Here is a 17408-nt window from a genome sequence, read left to right as displayed (position 1 = left end):
ACTCTAACATGAAAGCACTTTTAGACTTTGTGCCCCTCATTATTTTCTTTTATTTATACAAAACTGTAGATCCAAAAGACACTAATCATCAATTACTACAACTCATCGGCTCTGCAGGCGGTGTCGATAACAACCATATTTTGGTGGCCACCACAGGTCTGATCATCTCGATGTTAGTGGTGTACGGCGCATTGTTCATCATGCAAAAATTCCGTTTAGATAAACAACAGTGGATTGTGCTGTTTATGACCGTAATTTTTGGTGGCGTTACTTTAATGTTAAGCGATGACTTTTATATTCGCCTGAAAGCTGCCATTTTAAACATTGTATTTGCAGGTGCTTTTTTGCTATCACCATGGTTCAGCAAAGACCGTAAACCACTGATTCAACGCTTATTTGGGCCTGTGTTCAACTTGACCGAAGCTGGCTGGAAAAACCTGAATTATACTTGGGCAGCCATGTTTGCAGTCATGTCTTTCCTACACGTATTTTTTGCATTTTTATTTATGGACGGAAAATATTGGGGCGAATTCACTGCTTTTGGTGACATGATTGTGATGTTTTCCTTTATCATTGTGCAGTTTATTGTATTGCGCAAATACTTTAAAACATCTGAATAATTTCTGATCTGCGATATTCGAGAGTAACTATGCCTTTATTTGTTCTGAGTTGTACTGACCGTGAAGGTACACTGGAAAAACGTCTTGCGACCCGTCCTGCACATCTTGCACGTTTGCAACAACTCGATGCCGAAGGTCGCTTAATTGTGGCGGGGGCAATGCCAAAAGACCCAAGCAATCCACAAGCAGGCTTTTATGGCAGCACCATGATTGTCGATTTTGACAGTCGTGAAGCACTCGATGCTTGGCTACAAGATGAACCTTTCTTAAAAGAAGGCGTATATAGCCACATTGACGTTAAGCCATTCAATAAAGCATTCCCTCAAGGATAAGCGCTATGCGTTTCGTTGTTGCCAGTGTTGTTGCTGTTCTGCTCAGTTCACCTGTTTATGCAGTTGAGCCAGCCACAACCACACCTAATGCACCTGCTCCTGCTGCTGTGACCAACACGGCAACTGTAACAACAGCCAATGGGGTTACTCCTGCACAAGATAAGTCCCTAACTGCAGAACAAATTGCCAAAAATAAAGCCCTTCAGGAAGCCAAAACCAAAGCCTTGATTAAAGATCAAAGCACACGTTTGCAACAACTCGAACAGGCCAACCTAGATGCCTTAGCACAAAATCAGGAACTGCAACTTAAAAATGATAATTTAGGCGTGCAAGTCCAAGTGCTGCAAAGTGAACGCAGTGCACAAATGTTTTTATATGGTGCAGCGACACTGGCAGTAGGCGTATTGCTCGGCTTTCTAATTGCCAGTTATGTTTATACCAAGCGTCGTCGTCAATGGTAATCTGACTGCGCACCTTTTCATTTAAAGGACTTTTGTTTTGTTTCAGCCTATTCAAACTGCCGAGCTGGATTGGCAACTGGTCGATGGCATTGATGTGCCCATTTCCAAACAGTTTGGTGATGTGTATTTCTCTAAAGACAATGGCCTGCTCGAAACGCGGCATGTGTTTTTACAGGGCAATGACTTACCCATCCGTTTAGCAGCGCTGAATAATTTTGAATATTTTTGTGTAGGCGAAACAGGCTTTGGTACAGGCTTAAATATTTTAGCGCTTTGGCAATTATGGCAACAGGTACGCCCTAATAATCACAGCCATTTACACGCAATTTCTGTCGAAAAATTTCCACTTTGCAAAGCCGATCTTATACGTGCCTTAGCGGCTTGGCCCGAACTCAGTCATCTGTCTGAACAGCTGATTCAGCAATACCCTGCCGCTATTGCAGGCTGTCATCGTTTAAACTTTCCAGATGAACGCTTTAGCCTAGATTTATGGCTAGGCGATGCTCAGGAAGTTTTTCCTGTCATTGCTAAAACTGCTCCTGTCAATGCGTGGTTTTTAGATGGCTTTGCACCCGCCTGTAACCCCGATATGTGGCAGGAAACCGTGCTCAACCCGATTGTAGCACTGTCCGATTATGGCACGACTTTTGCCTCATTTAGTGTGGCAGGCGTACTCAAACGTGGCTTAAAACAACACGGTATTCACATCACCCGCCCACGCGGTTTTGGGCATAAACGGGAAATGCTGAAAGCCATCTGGCAAGCGCCTGAAATAGAGCCAATATCCGATCAGAACGAAACTCAAATTACAACAAATACCACAACAAGCAACCAACAGCGCCATATTGCGATCATAGGCGCAGGAATTGCGGGTTTAAGCTGTGCGTGGGCATTTTCCCGACGAGGGCATCAAGTCACGCTCTATGACCAAACAGCGCCACTTGCAGGCGGTTCTGGCAATCCTTTGGCACTCTTAAACCCAAAACTTTGCCCAATTCATCAAAGTGCTGATCATTTAATGACTTTGGCATGGCAACATGCTTTAAATCACTATGCCGCATTCAAAGCATTTCGTCCGTTGCAGATTCATCAACTGGCACTTAAACATGCCGATGAATTGCTGGATTTAGCCACACAATACCCAAAAGGTATTTTAGCAGCACAGAGTGCAACCGAACTTACGCCACAAAGCGACTTTGCCAGTTTAAGCTTATTGCAAGCAGGAGCAGTTTCTCCACATCAACTGCGTGATGAAATTCTTGCGCATCCGCACATTCAGTTTCAGCAAGCTCAAATTAAACAAATCACCACGACAGCACAGCAACTGATCTTACACAGCGTAGATACTGAACTTGGAGTGTTTGATCATGTCATCGTCTGTGCAGCGCTGCAAAGCGGTGCTTTTTTTGAGCATTACCCTGTGCTTAAACCCATTCGTGGGCAAGTTAGCTGGGTAAATAATACAGATCAGGCTTTGCCATTATCACAAGCCTATAGCTATGGCGGCTATTGCATGCAGCTCAATGCCGATCAACTGATTTTAGGTGCATCGTTTTATCCAAATCGGGAAGATTGTGACGTCTTGGCAGAAGACCATGTGCATAACTACGAACTTATCCACAGTGTCTTTCCTGCGTATGCCGAAAACTTAGCACCCGTAGATACTTGGCAAGGTCGCGCTTCGCTACGCGCCCAAAGTAAGGATTATTTTCCCCTACTTGGCAAAATGCGTGATGATCAGGAAATTTACAGCTTTGCAGGACTCGGTTCTAAAGGCTTTTTATTTGCCCCGTTGTGCAGTGAAATACTGGCGGCACAAGTTTTAGCAGAAGCCTGCGCTGTACCTAAAAACTTAGTACAAAAACTGGCAGCTACACGTTTTCAAAAAAAGGTGAAAACCAAGAAGCCTTATTTTAAAGCTCCTCCACCTTCAAGCTAACGCTCGCTTAGAGAAAATAGAAATAAAACGATACCCAACAAAAAAGCGCCTTACGGCGCTTTCTTCATATTGATGATACTTAGTGACCTTGTTCCAAAGGCATGCCTGCGTCGCGCGCAGCACGTGTACCACCCATTAAAACCACATATTCACGTGAGCTGTCCAAACCTTCTAGTTTTTCCGCTGCACGTGGGGCTTTACTTCCGCCACCACATAAAATGTAAATGGGTTGATCCGCCGACACCTGAGTAAGACTCTCTGCTGATAGATCGTTAATTGGCTGATTCACAGCACCTTTAACATGAGCTTCTGCATAAGCACTTGCATCACGTACATCCCAGATAATCGCGTCAGCTGGGAACTCAAATGTTGTAATTTCTTGTTTACGGATCATTGCGCACTCCTTTGATGTAAAACAACACTTGGCAAATGAAGAAAACATCCCTAGCATCTCAGATATTGTTTCCATTTGCAAAGGTCTTCATTATGCCTTCTTTCGATATTGTTTCTGAATTAGAACTTTTTGAAGTGAATCATGCGGTTCAAAACACACAAAAAGAAATCGGTACTCGTTTCGATTTTCGTGGTCAGGATGTTTCTATCGACCTCAATGAAAAAAACAAAGAGATTAAAATCTCCACTGAAAGTGATTTCCAATGTGAGCAAGTGTATACCATGCTCGAAAATCACTTCTATAAGCGTAAAGTCGACATTCAGGCGCTTGACCCACAAAAAATGACCGCATCGGGTAAAAATGTGATTCAAGTGATCAAACTTAAAGATGGTCTTGACTCAGATACCGCAAAAAAAATTAACAAAGCCATTAAAGACAGTGGCATTAAAGTGCAATCTTCTATTCAGGGTGACAAAATTCGAGTGACCGACAAGAAACGCGATACATTGCAACAAGTCATGGCGTTCTTGAAAGAGCAACAATTTGGTCTGCCGCTGCAATTTAACAACTTTAAAGATTAATTTGGGGATGTCATGGCACCAACCAATCGCTTAAATAAACTGGTCAAAGCAACATCAAAATTGCCGAAAGGCATTCAAAGCCGCCTTTTAAGTCAAGCCTTTGGCCGTGTCGTGCCGATGGTGGGCACTGCGAAAATTCGCTATCAAGAAGTAACCCCATCGCAAGTGGTGGTCAGTCTTGCCAATCATAAAGCCATGCAAAACCATATTGGACAGGTACATGCCTGTGCTATGGCGCTGCTTGCCGAAACTGCTACAGGTTTTGTGACTGCTATGAATGTACCTGATAGTGCCATTGTGCTGATTAAAAGCCTGAAAGTGGACTTTAAACGTCCAACTCAAGGTGCAATGACAGCCATTGCCACACTCAGCCCAGAACAGCAACAACTCATGCACAGCACCGACAAAGGTGAAACACTGGTCAATGTCAGTGTGATTGATGAATCAGGCGAAGCTCCGATTCAGTGTGAAATGTTGTGGGCATGGGTGTCAAAAGCACATTTAAAGCAGAAACAAGCCTAACGCCTGTTTCCTCTCCAAGAAAAAATCCCAGCTACTGTGCTGGGATTTTTTTCATTACGATGTTTGACTAGCTTGATACTTATGATGCTTGACTAGCCTGAGCTTCTAAAAACTTCTGTTTGGCTTCTTCAGGAATCTGACGTTTTGAGCCTTTGACATCAACCGCAACAAAGGTAAATACCCCTTCGGTAACACGCACAGCTTCACGTGAATCATCATGGCTGTCCCACACTTCAATTTGCATTTGAATTGAAGTATTGCCCACTTTCAAAATTTTGGTGTAGCAACTGATCACATCGCCCACTTTTACAGGCACCAAAAAAGTCATTTGGTTAATGGAAATCGTGGCACAACGTCCTTTACTAAAACGCTCGGCATGAATCGCACCAGCCAAATCCATCTGTGAAACGATCCAGCCTCCAAAGACATCTCCACTCCAGTTGGTATCTGCTGGCATGGCAATTGTTTGTAGGGAAAGCACTCCCTCTGGTTTTGCATGAGAATCTGACACGTTCACTCCGGACATTTGCATTAAATTAGCACGAACAGTGCATTAAGACTGGGCATTGAGTTTCTGATCCAACCACTGTTGTAATTCAGTCGCTCGTAGCGCGCCGCTTATTCTAGCAATTTCATTGCTTTTATTCATCAATATCAGTGTTGGAATACTGCGCACATGGAATGCACTGCTTAAGCGTGGATTGGCCTCGGTATCAATTTTGGCAAACACCACCTGCGGATTCTGCTTGGCAACTGTTGCAAAATGTGGTGCCATCATTTTACATGGACCACACCAGTCTGCCCATAGATCAATCAGGATGGGAAGATCACTATGGGTGACAAACTGACTAAAGTTCTGTTCATTTAGCTCAATCGGCGCTAATGGAACTAAAGCTTGATGACACTGACCACATGCTGGATCGGCCGTTAATTTTTCTTCAGGCACACGATTTTTAGCCTGGCAATTCGGGCATACAATGATCATCTAGCGCACTCCAATATGTTGATGTAAGAATTCTAATTGGGTCGAGACTGCTTTTTCAAACCATTCACCATGATAAATATCAAAATGCCGCATATTCCACTCATGATATTGTACAAATGGTGCAATATTGGTTGCGGTTTCCCGACTGGCTTCAATGGGAATCAGGCTGTCTTGTTGTGCTGCGATAAACAGGACAGGAATAGTGATTTTGCGGACTTCCTGAATAGGACGATATCGCATCAATTTAAAGAATACCCGGGCTGGGATATGACCACTCCAGTAATAATCTGGATTCACAATGGATAGATATCCTTCATAACTGTCTTGTGTCGGCATAAAACAGAGTTCATGACGATCAACCACCGGCAAGGTCTTGGGCGCCATTCCCACCTTTGCTCCCATATAGTCCTGACTGGAGATTTTTAGGGCTTTCGGAAGTTGCTGCAAAGGATATAACTTGGCACTTTCCGCACCATCTACAAAAGGCACTTGTACCATGACCGCGGCAATATTGTGTAAGCGTGAGGCCAAACTCAGCACATATCCGCCACTCAGTGAAGTTCCCCACAGAATCATACGTTTGGCATCAATCGACTTACGTTCCGCAATATGTGAAATCATGCTGCGCCAGTCATCTAACTGCGCCTCTATGGATACCAATTCACGTGGACGCCCCGTACTCCCGCCCCAATAGCGATAATCGAATAGCACCACCGCATAGCCTGCCTGAGCAAAATATTGTGCGTATTGCACCAATTTAAAATGACGTAAGACGGCCAGACCATGCGCCATCAGAATCACCGCGGGTTTTTCTATAGATTTAGGGCGATAAAAATCTGCAGCAATCACCTCGTGATCACTTTTGACATATAAAGGCTCAACCATATAGGAATGCATAAGCGCTCCATTGCGTTATTTTATCGTTATCATCGTTATAAATATTTCAGAACATTCTGCTCTTGAATCTGCTTAATGCTATCATAAAGCATATTGTCATGAATAAAATGATGGAGTATTCCCATGTCTGAACAAGTCGGTTTTGCGGGTCAAATTGGTCCTGAACATGTGAGCCAAGTTGTAGAGAAAGGCTTTAAGTCAATTATTAATAACCGCCCAGATATGGAAGGTGGCCCTGAACAGCCAACCAGCGTACAAATTGAGGAAGCTGCTCGCAGTGCAGGTCTGGATTATGTCTTCCAGCCAGTAGTTGCCGGCCAGATTACTGAGCTTGATGTGCGCACCTTTGCTAACCATTATAACGAATTACCAAAACCGATCTTGATGTTCTGCCGTACAGGAAATCGCTCTAATAACTTATATCAACTGGCGAAACAGATGGACCTGCTGGATGACTAAGGTATTTGGGGGAAATGTACTTTTAGTTAACATTTCCTTTTAATTTCAGAGCTTGACCTAATGAGTAAATTTTTACTGGTTATATGTTGCAGTCTTGCATTGATGGGTTGTAGTTCAATGAATTTTAAGCCTACTGTGGGTGTCAGCATGGGAACTTCTGTTTAACTTTTAAAAAGAAGTTCTCAAAAAAAACAGCGCCGAAGCGCTGTTTTTTAGTTAGATCAATTAACACAAGTTGTATATGGACTTATACGGTTAGGAGCATAACTTCCATCGGCAGCATAGTCACTCGCTAAACTTGGAAGGGTTAGTGTTGTATAACCTCTAATTGGTGTTCCATCTTGTATTCGTGCAAGTGTCGCCTTCGCACCAACTTCTACAGATACCCATTGTGCATTAGCTTTCGGATATTCAATAATGAAATCAAATCTACCCGTGCTATCTGTACGATAAGTCGCAGTATATGGATGTGTCGTACTATTATTTGTTGTACCACCTAAGAAACGAACTACACGTAATGCTTGTCCATTAGCCATCCAAGTTGAATTACTCGCATTAATTGGACAAGTAATAGCCTCGTTCTTTGCTAATGTCTGTGAAGGAGTTGTATTAACTAATGGATAGTAATAATCATTTGGTTTAATCCAACCTTTCAAGTTTGTGAATGGATAAACTGCATCCAATTCTTTTACATCTTCTGTCTTAGGTGTCCCATCAGGATTAGTTAGAGGATTACCACTTGCATCTAAAACAGGTTTAGTCACGACTTTCCATGGATCTTTTTGAATACCAAACACCCATTCACCGATGACATAAGAAGTTGGACGAATATCCAGAACAACATCCTGATTTGCAACAGGTTTACCATCAACATCAACTAATTGAACAGAACCTTCTTTTTGATAATAAACCCCATTAGCTGTTGATGTAATCTCTGTTGGGTTAAAGTTAACAGCAATAGAACCAACAGTAACTGGCACTTCTGAATTTACAACATCAATACGATGAGGTACACGTCGTTCTGTATTTTGTTCATCCTTAACAATAGCCTCTACACGTAGGTCAGCAGTAGCAAAGTCATAGTTTCGATCACGCAAGCTTTCATCAATAACAATTGTAAATTTTGCCCAACCATTTTCATCACTTTCAATAGTTGATGCTCCATGAATATAAGCACCATTTCGTCTATAAGCTGGAATTGTTAAAGTTACAGCTTTACCAGCTTGACTTGATCCTTCTAAGTCTACTACTAATACAGACACTTCAACACTATCGCCTCTTAGATTCAATTTATCTTTAGATGACTTGATTTTTAAATCTAATGTTGGTGCTAGAACTGTTGGTGAATGGACTTGAATACTACTAGGTTGAGTTACTATAGCACCTGTTGCAGTGGTATGTGTTGCTGTTAATTCAATTGGTAGAACAGGAGTTGATAATATTCCCTGTAATGATTTCATTGATACTTCAAATACAGCTTCACCAAACTCATTTGTTGTAATTTGTGAAGAACCATTAATACTCGTAGCATTACGTGGGTCATCAATCGCTAAAGTTACAGTTTCATTGGCAACTCCACCTTGATTCGCATCAAGAAGTTTAACTGTTACAAATGCACTATCACCAGATGATGACAAAGATACTCGACTGCTATCTATCGTCAAGTGATAAGGATTACTAATATCTTGAACAGTAAAAGTTAGATCCGTCTGAAGTTTATTACCACGTGGATCACGAATAGTACCCGTAACCATAATAGAGCTTAATACTGTTTTTGTAATACCTTTTGGCACAATCAAGTCAATAGGAACTGAACCGTTTCCTTGTATTACCACTCCTTCAGCACTCAGCTTAATACCTGCAGCTATCGCTTCTGGATTCAGAGTTAATTGCATTGGTGTACCATTAGCAGTATTAATCCCCATTTCATCTTTAACAGCTGCATACACTTTAACTGTTTGCCCAGCTGTCACTGTTTTTACATCTGATGTTAAACGCGGATTTAAAGCATTTGCTGGAGCGGTGATACTAATTACACTTGTTTGCTGTAAACGATCGCCATTATTTAAGTTCGTACCAACTACTGCAAAGACAATACCATTTTTGATCAAACTAGCATCATATGCGCCCTCAGAAACGGTAACCGTAAATTCAGCTTCACCCTTACTGTTAGTTTGAGTTGGTACATTGCTTAATGTCACACGACTAGAAGTTAAACTAGATAAAGCAATTGCGATTGGCGTATTTGGAATAGGATTATCCTTTTCATCAACTGCTGTAATTTTGACTCGTGTTTCACCACCTAGAACAGAAATTGTATCTAATGGGTCACCATCAACTGTCGTAAAGACAAGATCTGCTAAGTCTGGTAAAACCACAGTGGCTTTCTCTAATTCAACTTTACGAACTAACGTGTATGCAGAACCATCAGCACGTCGTGCAGTCGCAGTAAATTCCAAATCATTTGCAGCTAGATTCTCAATTTCAGCTTGATTTTGAGGATTAATCGTTACTTCAAATGTTGCAAGACCATTGCTGTCTGTCATGATTTGAGATGGCGAAGCAAAGCTGACACCATTACTTAAAGCAGCTTCATTTAGACCAAGTGAAACAACTTGGTTTGCAAATGCCTTACCTTCAGTATCTTTTGCATTAATCGTCACTTGAATTGTCTTATGTGTATTCACATCCAATGCAACTACATAATCAGTTGCATTCAAGGTAAAGTAATCTAAAATCTGACCCGCATTTGGCGATTTAAAGTTCAAGGTCTGAATAGCAGCTTTACCATTGCTGGTGGTCGCTGTGACACGAACCCCTGGGCTGACCAAATCAATCTGCGCTTGTGTACCTGCAACCTTATATTCAAATTCAAAATAAGCGTAACCATTGGCATCAGTAAACTTCGTTGCTTCACCAGTTAAGGTTAACTGAGCAGTTTTTAACTGTTCTAAGGTTAAATTTGGTGTGTCAATCGTTACTTTCGCACCTTGTAAAGCACCCTTATCAGCAGATAACGCTTTTACTGGTACAATAATTTTTTGATCTTTTGAATAATCAAATGCTTGCAGAATTGGATCAATTAAAACCTCTGCAGGTGTAGATTCAACATCAGGAGCTCTTAAATCAATACGGCGAGAAGCTTCATAATTCGAACCATCAGCACGTTTAGCTGTTAATGTAACCTGTAAATCACCAGTCACATCATCAATCAGCTTTTGCACTTCCGCTTTATTACGTGGCAATGCCTTAAAGGTAAAGGTCACATAACCATCAGCATCGGTTTTTTGCGTAAAGGTTTGTGCCCCAATATTCGCACCTGTTGGATCAAGTAAATAAACACCATTATTATGTGCTTGTTCATTATAGCTGATCGCGACATCTTGATTAGCAAGTGCTTTACCACCCACATTGATTGCACGTACCTTAACGGTAATATCAGTTTGTACGTTTTCTTCAATCGCAGCATAACCATTTGTATCAATAGAAATATAGTCTAAAGCTTCTGAAGTTAAAGACTCTCTAAAGTTCAATTTTGTTGTCTGTGTTTTTTCATTTGCAGTTGCGGTAACAGTTACACCATTTAAGATCTCACGCTGTACTGTAGATTTTGCATATTTATATTCAAATACAAATATCGCATAGCCGTCATCACCAGTAAACTGTTCAGCTGCACCATTCAAGCTAAAGTTCAGTTGTGCTAATTTCTCTTGAATATCTGTCGTGATTGCGACTTTTTCATTTTTAAGCGTGCTGCCATCAGCATCTAATGCTTTAACACGTACTTGAATCGTATGATCTTGAGTATAGTCAAATGAGTTTAAGATTGGATCAATAACTAAAGTCTCAACTTTAGATTCAACTTGAGCTTGTACTAATTCAACTTTACGTTGCGCTTGACGAACAGATCCATCAGCAACTGCAGATAAGACTTTCACTGTTACGCCATTTGCCAATAATGCTTCTAATTCCTGTTGGTTCTTTGGATGCACACTGAATTCAAATTTTGCATAACCTTCTGCATCAGTTGCTACTGACGAAGCTGTAAGAAGATTGATACCATTTTCATTGGTTAATTCAATCTGAACATTTTGATTCTCCAAAACTGAACCATCAGTACCTTTTGCAAGCACAGATAACGCAACTTTATTTTCTACATCCGTATCAATGACAGCTTTACCAATCATATCAATGACAAGATAATCAAGCGTATTAGTTTGAGTTTCCGCAAAGTTAATAACTGTGCGCTGCTCTTTACCATTTGCAGTCGCCAATAATGCTACACCTTTCAATGCAAGAGGTTTTTGCTCTGTAGATTGTGCATCATAGTTATAGCTAAATTCGAAGACAGCATAGCCTTGATCATCGGTATATTGCTCAGCAGCACCATTTAAACTTAAATTAAGTTTCGCTAATTCTGCACTTGAGATGTTTTCAGGGCGCAATGTAATTTTTTCATTACGTAATGCGCTACCATCTTCACCAATCGCCTTCACTCGTACCGCAATAATGTGATTTTTACTGTAGTCATAAACACTAATTGGATCAATGATCAGATAATCAACTTCACTTGGTGCTTCTGCTTCTGACTTATAAAGTTCAACTTTTCTTGATACTTTGTATGCAGAACCATCTACACGCTGTGCAGATAAACGAACATTCAAACCAGATGCAAGCAATGCCTCTAATTCAGATGCATTTTCTGGTGCAATGTTGACTTTAAATGTGGCTTGTCCTTGTGCATTGGTCACAACTTCTGTCGCAGAATTAAATGAAATACCACTATTGGTTTCTGTTTCATTCAATTCAATTTTCACAGTCTGGTCTTTTAATATCTGACCATTTGTTGCCAATGCAGTTGCTGTAATTATCACTTCTGTTGGTTGATCGGTTGAGATAACTGCACGACCACCTGTAGATACCACTAAATAATCAAGATTGATTTCTTGTTCATTTGCAGGTGCTTTAAAGTTAATAATCGTATTATTCGTCTTTCCATTGGCAGTTGCTGTAATTTCAAAACCATTTAACAGTTTCTTTTGTGCAGGAGACTGTGCATTGTATTTATAGTCAAATGTGAATGTCACGTAACCATAATCATCAGTCAGTTTCGTCGCATCGCCAACAAGACTTAAATTCAGATCAGCTAACTCTTGTGCACTAAGGGCTGTCGTTAAGCTCACTTTTTCATTACGTAAAGACTGACCAGCTTGACCAATCGCTTTCACGCGCACTTGAATTGTTTGGTCTTTTGTATAGTCATATGCTGCTTGTAACGGATCGATTAGTAGTGAAGATACTTGCGATACTTGCTCTTGCTCAATAAGCTTAATCGTTCTTAGAGTTGTATATTCAGAACCATCTTTTGCAGTTGCTTTAACAGCGACTGTTACACCACTCGCAAGCAATGCATTCAGTTCATCTTTATTTTTTGGTTTCGCATTTAAAACGAACTCAGCATTACCTAATGCATCTGTAACTAGGTTGTTAGAGGTTGCATACGTTACGCCATTTGAAACTGCAGTATTATCAATACCAATACTAATACGTTGGTTAGCTAAAACCTTACCATCTGTACCCATTGCCTTGACACGGATCTTGATCGGTGTATCTGTAGTGGTCGAAATTAAGGCTTGTCCATCTGTATCAACAGTAAAGAAACTTAAGTCAATACTATCGCTCGGAGCCTTAAAGTTAATGCGAATATTGCTGACCTTACCATTCGCCAAAGCATTGAAAGTAAGACCTTTTTTCGCTAGCTCTTCTTGTTCAGGCGTTTCGTTATACTGGTAACTAAGTTTAAACGTTGCATAACCTAATGCATCAGTGATTTGTTCTGCTTGGGTCGTAAAACTTAAGCCTAAGTGCTGCATCTGCTGATTAGTTAGGGCAGATTTTAATTGAATTTTTTCTTTTGCTAATGGGCTTCCATTGACATCTAATGCTTTTACACGAACGGTAATTTCTTGATTTTGCGTATAGTCAAAACGGGTTAATATTGGATCTACCATGAGGTAATCCACTTGACTCGTTCCAGTGTCAATAATCGAGTTTGAAACTAAGTCAATTTTACGAGTAACCGAATGCTTAGAACCATCATTACGATAAGACACTACTGCAACAGTTAGGCCTTTTTCAATTAAGGTATTTAATTCAGTTAAATTACGTGCTGCAACTTTTAATTTAAATTCAACTTTACCTTGTGCATCCGATACAAGCTTAGTTGCTGTGGCATATGAAACACCATTTGAAATCGCAGTTTCATCAATACCAATAGCTAATTCTTGATTTGCAAGAACTGCACCATCAACACCAAAGGCTTGCGTACGCACTACAATTTCAGTTTGTTGATTAAGTGCAATTTGAGCTAAACCATCAGTATCTAAAGTAAAGTAATCAAGGCTGACTTTGTCACTGACACTCTTTGTATTGAAGTTAACTTTAATTGTTTGAGTCTTTTGATTAGATAATGCCGTGGATGTAAAAGTAATCCCTTGCTTAGCCAACGCTTGCTGTTCTGCAGATTTATTATATTGATACTTATAAACAAACGTTGCATAACCATCTACATCTGTTAAAACTTCAGCAGCTGTACTTAAACTTAGACTCAACTTATTCAGCTGATCATCTGAAAGTAAAGATTTAATTGATACTTTTTCATTTTTAAGAGGGCCACCTTTTTCACCAATTGCTTTTACTTTAATTGTAATGTCTTGGTTCTTGGTAGGATCAAAGTTTTCATTGATTGGGTCAATTAAGAGATACTTAACTGCTTCAGTTGCAACAGCCTTATCTTCAACAACAATTTTAATATTATTGCTAATACCGTTATCTGTTGTAAACGTCGCTGTGATCCCTGAAGCCTTTAATGCTTCTACAGCTGCTGCTGTTTGCGATGCTGGTGTTTTAATTCTGAAAGTGACATAACCCTCTGCACCGACAGACTGACTTTCATTTAAATCAAAGTTAACACCATCACTACTGCCTTCTAACTTAACAGCATTCGCTACAGCTTCGCTATTCAAGGTAAGTTTGATTTTACCTTTTTTCGCAGCATGTCCATTGTTCGCAATCGCTTTTACCTTAATTTCAACACTGTCAGACATTGCATTGATTTTATAAGATGAAGCGATTTCTAGACGTTGAATAGCTTCTTGATCGGTTGCACTATCATCTGCAGTAATGACATCAACAGTAATGGTCGCGAATTTCTCAGGGTTCTCTAGGAAAGTTGCTTTAAGTTCAATCCCTTCATCCTTCAAAGCAAGTGGTGTATCAGAATTACTTTTTAGGATAAATTCCGCATAACCTTGTGCATTTGTAATGGCTTCAGTTTTATCCAAGGTCACACCACGACCAGATTGATTGGTCTCCAGGCGAACTTTTTTACCTGCTAAATCTTGTTTATTGGAATTTTTGGCATATACACGAATACGTGCTTCGCCATTTTTTGCAGCAATCGGTGCATCAGGCTTAATAATTTCAAGTTTATCGACAATTGTTGCAATATCTTTAAATGTTAGAGACGTAGTTGCTTGCTTTTCTGCACGATGCTCATCAATGAGTTTAAAGTTTAGTATTTTAGATGTATCTACAAGCTGTTGAATTTGTGCCGCAGTTAAATTTTTATTTGCTACAAGTTTAAAATTTGCTTTACCTTCACTATCTGTCTGTACAGATGATCCGTTGCTAATTACAAGCAATCCTTGTAACTCAGCAGGTAAAGACAATTCAACGGTTTGTCCTGACTTAGAACCACCTTTTGGATCAGTCACTTGGACAAAAAATTCAACTGCCCCATTTGGTAAATCAATCGTAAGGCCTTGTGGCACATCTAGAGTATAATCACTAACAATTACACTAGATTTTTTAATATTAAGGGTATATACCTGTTTAACTTGTGTGCCATCTACAGTTGCAGTTAATTGTACTTTACCAGATTCAATATTAATTGAAGGAATTTTAAGCTCAAAAATAGCAATGCCATCTTCAGCTGTAGCAACTAAGGAACTTTTGCTTGTTACACCTAATTTATCTGAATCATTAATCGCTAATCGTACATTTTTGCTAGAAATTCCACCTTTATCTGCATTTAAGACCTGAACAGCAATTTGTACAGTTGAATTATCTACAACCTGAACAATATTTTGGCCACTCGAATCTTGCAAACTAATATTCAAGCTTTCTGGAACTTGAGCTGTATTATCTGTAGATTCATTGCCGCCTCCATTATTTCCTCCTGTATTTGGTTGACTATTATTGTCTGTATTGTAATAACCATCACTTCCACCACCACCACACGCAACCAATGCGATAGAAGAAGCCAATACTGTAGACTTTACCCCTAATTTTTTTAAGTTAATAAAATATGTCATATTCGTACCCATCGTTTTTATAAATGTCACAGACCCGCAAGATAGTTTACGGCTTTTAACGGAATTTACTCAAAATTACAAAAACTTTCAATGTAAATCTTCCAAGCCACAAATTAAATCGTGATATCGGCTGTTAATTGTAGTTATTTCAACTTAAAGGTTATAAATTAAATATTAGTTAACCATTTAATAAAATAGGTGTAACCATCATGTACGACCTCATTATTATTGGTGCAGGTACCGCAGGCATTAGCGCCTATAAAGAAGCAATTAAATACACCCAAAACCTACTCATCATCAATCACGGTCCATGGGACACCACCTGTGCCCGTGTTGGTTGTATGCCTAGCAAAGTCCTCATCTCTAGTGCCAATCGCATGCACGACATTCAACATGCACAAGAAGTTGCACTCACGGTAGATGCAAAAATTGATACATCCCAAATCATGACGCACGTACGTCAATTACGTGATCGTTTTACCCGTGCCACACAAAAAGATGTAGATCGCTGGGAAGCATCCCATAAGATTTCAGGCTTTGCGACTTTTATTGATGCCCATACAATTCAAGTGAATGGACAACAATATCACGCAAAAGCTTTTATTGTTGCAGTCGGTTCTACTCCTGCTTATGACCAAGCCTGGAAAGAAAACTTAGGCGAACGCTTAATCACATCAGATCAAATTTTTGAATTAGAGCACTTACCGCAATCTTTGACCGTCATTGGCAGTGGTGTAATTGCAATCGAATTGGCTCAAGCTATGCAACGCTTAGGGGTAGAGACCACTATTTTTGCACGTAGTCGTAAAGTTGGTTCACTCAGCAGCCCAGAACTACAAACCATTGCACAAAATACACTTAGTCAAGAATTGAATATCAAATTTGAAACCTTGCCAACACAACTACAAAGAACAGAACAAGGCGTGCAAATTGAATATCAAGAAGATGGACAAACACAGAGCTTAACTGCCGATTATGTATTGGTTGCCACGGGTAGACGCAGCTATTTAGATCAGCTTCAACTTGAAAATATTGATACGAGTTTTAACAACATCAAACAGCTCCCAATTGATGCACACACCAAACAACTCGGACGGCATGCTATTTTTATTGTGGGTGATGCACACACTAACACCCCCATTCAACATGAAGCAGCACATGAAGGACGTCTAGCTGTACATAATTGCTTAAACTTTCCAAACATTGAAAATATTAAAACATTAACACCTATGGGTATTGTGTTTAGCTCACCTGAAATGGCATCTGTAGGACAAAACTATAAACAACTGAAAGAGCAAAATATTGCATTTACGACAGGCTTTGTTTCTTATGAAAAACAAGGTCGCGCTTTGGTGCTGGGAAAAAATAAAGGTGCGATTGAAGTTTATATTAATAATAAAAGTCAAAAGTTATTAGGTGCTGAATTATTTGTGGATGCTGCTGAGCACATGGCGCACTTATTGGCTTGGATGATTGATGAAGAACTCACACTTGAGGATATTTTAGATAAACCGTTCTACCATCCAACACTAGAAGAGGGTTTAAGAACAGCACTTAAACATGCACGTCGACAACTACGTGAAATCTAATCAAATTTAGAAAGTATGCTTACTCTTTAAAACCATCCCCTGATGGTTTTATTTTGCCTTCACTTTTTATAGTTTTTAATATTTTCTTTCTCCCATAAAAAAACACCCCCAACGTGAGTTGAGGGTGTTCGAATAATGAGCTGGCGATGACTTACTCTCACATGGGTAACCCCACACTACCATCAGCGCGAAGAGGTTTCACTTCTGAGTTCGGGAAGGGATCAGGTGGTTCACTCTTGCTATGGTCGCCAGCA

At 40.0% G+C, this 17408-nt stretch carries 13 protein-coding genes and 1 rRNA gene; 8 read left to right on the top strand and 6 right to left on the bottom strand.

From position 1 onward, the window contains the following. Nucleotides 1-8 precede the first annotated feature (8 nt). The 4 genes from FTV28_RS11545 to mnmC are packed head-to-tail and all read left to right on the top strand — an operon-like array spanning nucleotide 9 to nucleotide 3352. Nucleotides 9-620 (top strand): septation protein IspZ, encoded by a 612-nt coding sequence (locus tag FTV28_RS11545; protein WP_004976239.1) that lies wholly within the window; start codon nucleotides 9-11, stop codon nucleotides 618-620. A gap of 29 nt (nucleotides 621-649) precedes the next feature. Continuing rightward, nucleotides 650-952 (top strand): YciI family protein, encoded by a 303-nt coding sequence (locus FTV28_RS11540; protein ID WP_004976238.1) that lies wholly within the window; start codon nucleotides 650-652, stop codon nucleotides 950-952. A gap of 5 nt (nucleotides 953-957) precedes the next feature. Further along, entirely contained in the window at nucleotides 958-1413 is a 456-nt protein-coding gene (locus FTV28_RS11535; RefSeq protein WP_136143969.1) for a hypothetical protein, read from the top strand. Nucleotides 1414-1450: 37 nt separating this feature from the next. Next, the gene (gene mnmC, locus FTV28_RS11530; RefSeq protein ID WP_179990526.1) at nucleotides 1451-3352 is read left to right on the top strand and encodes an FAD-dependent 5-carboxymethylaminomethyl-2-thiouridine(34) oxidoreductase MnmC; all 1902 of its coding nucleotides are present in this window, start codon (nucleotides 1451-1453) and stop codon (nucleotides 3350-3352) included. 79 nt (nucleotides 3353-3431) lie between these two features. Here mnmC and FTV28_RS11525 read toward each other — a convergent pair whose 3' ends face one another. Next, nucleotides 3432-3746 carry a rhodanese-like domain-containing protein gene (locus tag FTV28_RS11525; RefSeq protein ID WP_004976235.1) on the bottom strand — a complete coding sequence of 105 codons (315 nt, stop codon included), beginning with the start codon at nucleotides 3744-3746 and terminating at the stop codon, nucleotides 3432-3434. Between the two features lie 92 nt (nucleotides 3747-3838). Between FTV28_RS11525 and FTV28_RS11520 the strand changes: the two genes are divergently transcribed. After that, nucleotides 3839-4327 carry a YajQ family cyclic di-GMP-binding protein gene (locus FTV28_RS11520; RefSeq protein WP_004976234.1) on the top strand — a complete coding sequence of 163 codons (489 nt, stop codon included), beginning with the start codon at nucleotides 3839-3841 and terminating at the stop codon, nucleotides 4325-4327. 12 nt (nucleotides 4328-4339) lie between these two features. Then, nucleotides 4340-4849: a DUF4442 domain-containing protein gene (locus FTV28_RS11515; RefSeq protein ID WP_179990524.1), complete on the top strand. Its 510-nt coding sequence runs from the start codon at nucleotides 4340-4342 to the stop codon at nucleotides 4847-4849. A gap of 79 nt (nucleotides 4850-4928) precedes the next feature. Here the strand turns inward: FTV28_RS11515 and FTV28_RS11510 are convergent, their stop codons facing one another. From FTV28_RS11510 to FTV28_RS11500, 3 genes are read right to left on the bottom strand one after another with little or no spacing between them, the layout of a single operon-like run. Then, nucleotides 4929-5360 carry an acyl-CoA thioesterase gene (locus FTV28_RS11510; protein ID WP_004976232.1) on the bottom strand — a complete coding sequence of 144 codons (432 nt, stop codon included), beginning with the start codon at nucleotides 5358-5360 and terminating at the stop codon, nucleotides 4929-4931. A 42-nt stretch (nucleotides 5361-5402) separates the two neighbouring features. After that, complete coding sequence (trxC, locus tag FTV28_RS11505) at nucleotides 5403-5834, bottom strand: thioredoxin TrxC (protein WP_179990522.1); 432 nt, start codon at nucleotides 5832-5834, stop codon at nucleotides 5403-5405. Then, entirely contained in the window at nucleotides 5835-6731 is an 897-nt protein-coding gene (locus FTV28_RS11500) for an alpha/beta hydrolase (RefSeq protein WP_179990520.1), read from the bottom strand. It abuts the gene before it with no gap. A gap of 123 nt (nucleotides 6732-6854) precedes the next feature. Here FTV28_RS11500 and FTV28_RS11495 point away from each other — a divergent pair, with 123 nt between their 5' ends. Beyond that, nucleotides 6855-7190 carry a TIGR01244 family sulfur transferase gene (locus tag FTV28_RS11495; RefSeq protein ID WP_179990518.1) on the top strand — a complete coding sequence of 112 codons (336 nt, stop codon included), beginning with the start codon at nucleotides 6855-6857 and terminating at the stop codon, nucleotides 7188-7190. Between the two features lie 221 nt (nucleotides 7191-7411). Here FTV28_RS11495 and FTV28_RS11490 read toward each other — a convergent pair whose 3' ends face one another. After that, nucleotides 7412-15565 (bottom strand): hypothetical protein, encoded by an 8154-nt coding sequence (locus FTV28_RS11490; RefSeq protein WP_179990515.1) that lies wholly within the window; start codon nucleotides 15563-15565, stop codon nucleotides 7412-7414. Nucleotides 15566-15774: 209 nt separating this feature from the next. On the opposite strand from FTV28_RS11490, the gene FTV28_RS11485 reads away from it, so the two are divergent. Then, complete coding sequence (locus FTV28_RS11485; RefSeq protein ID WP_179990513.1) at nucleotides 15775-17154, top strand: dihydrolipoyl dehydrogenase; 1380 nt, start codon at nucleotides 15775-15777, stop codon at nucleotides 17152-17154. Between the two features lie 138 nt (nucleotides 17155-17292). Here FTV28_RS11485 and rrf read toward each other — a convergent pair. Then, nucleotides 17293-17407: ribosomal RNA gene (gene rrf / locus FTV28_RS11480) — 5S ribosomal RNA — on the bottom strand. Nucleotide 17408 lies beyond the last annotated feature (1 nt).

This window comes from Acinetobacter sp. YH12252, assembly GCF_013417365.1.
GTDB classification, from domain to species: Bacteria; Pseudomonadota; Gammaproteobacteria; order Pseudomonadales; family Moraxellaceae; genus Acinetobacter; species Acinetobacter towneri.
Note: the sequence above shows the minus strand (reverse complement) of the source record. Positions and strands in the feature narration are given on the sequence as shown.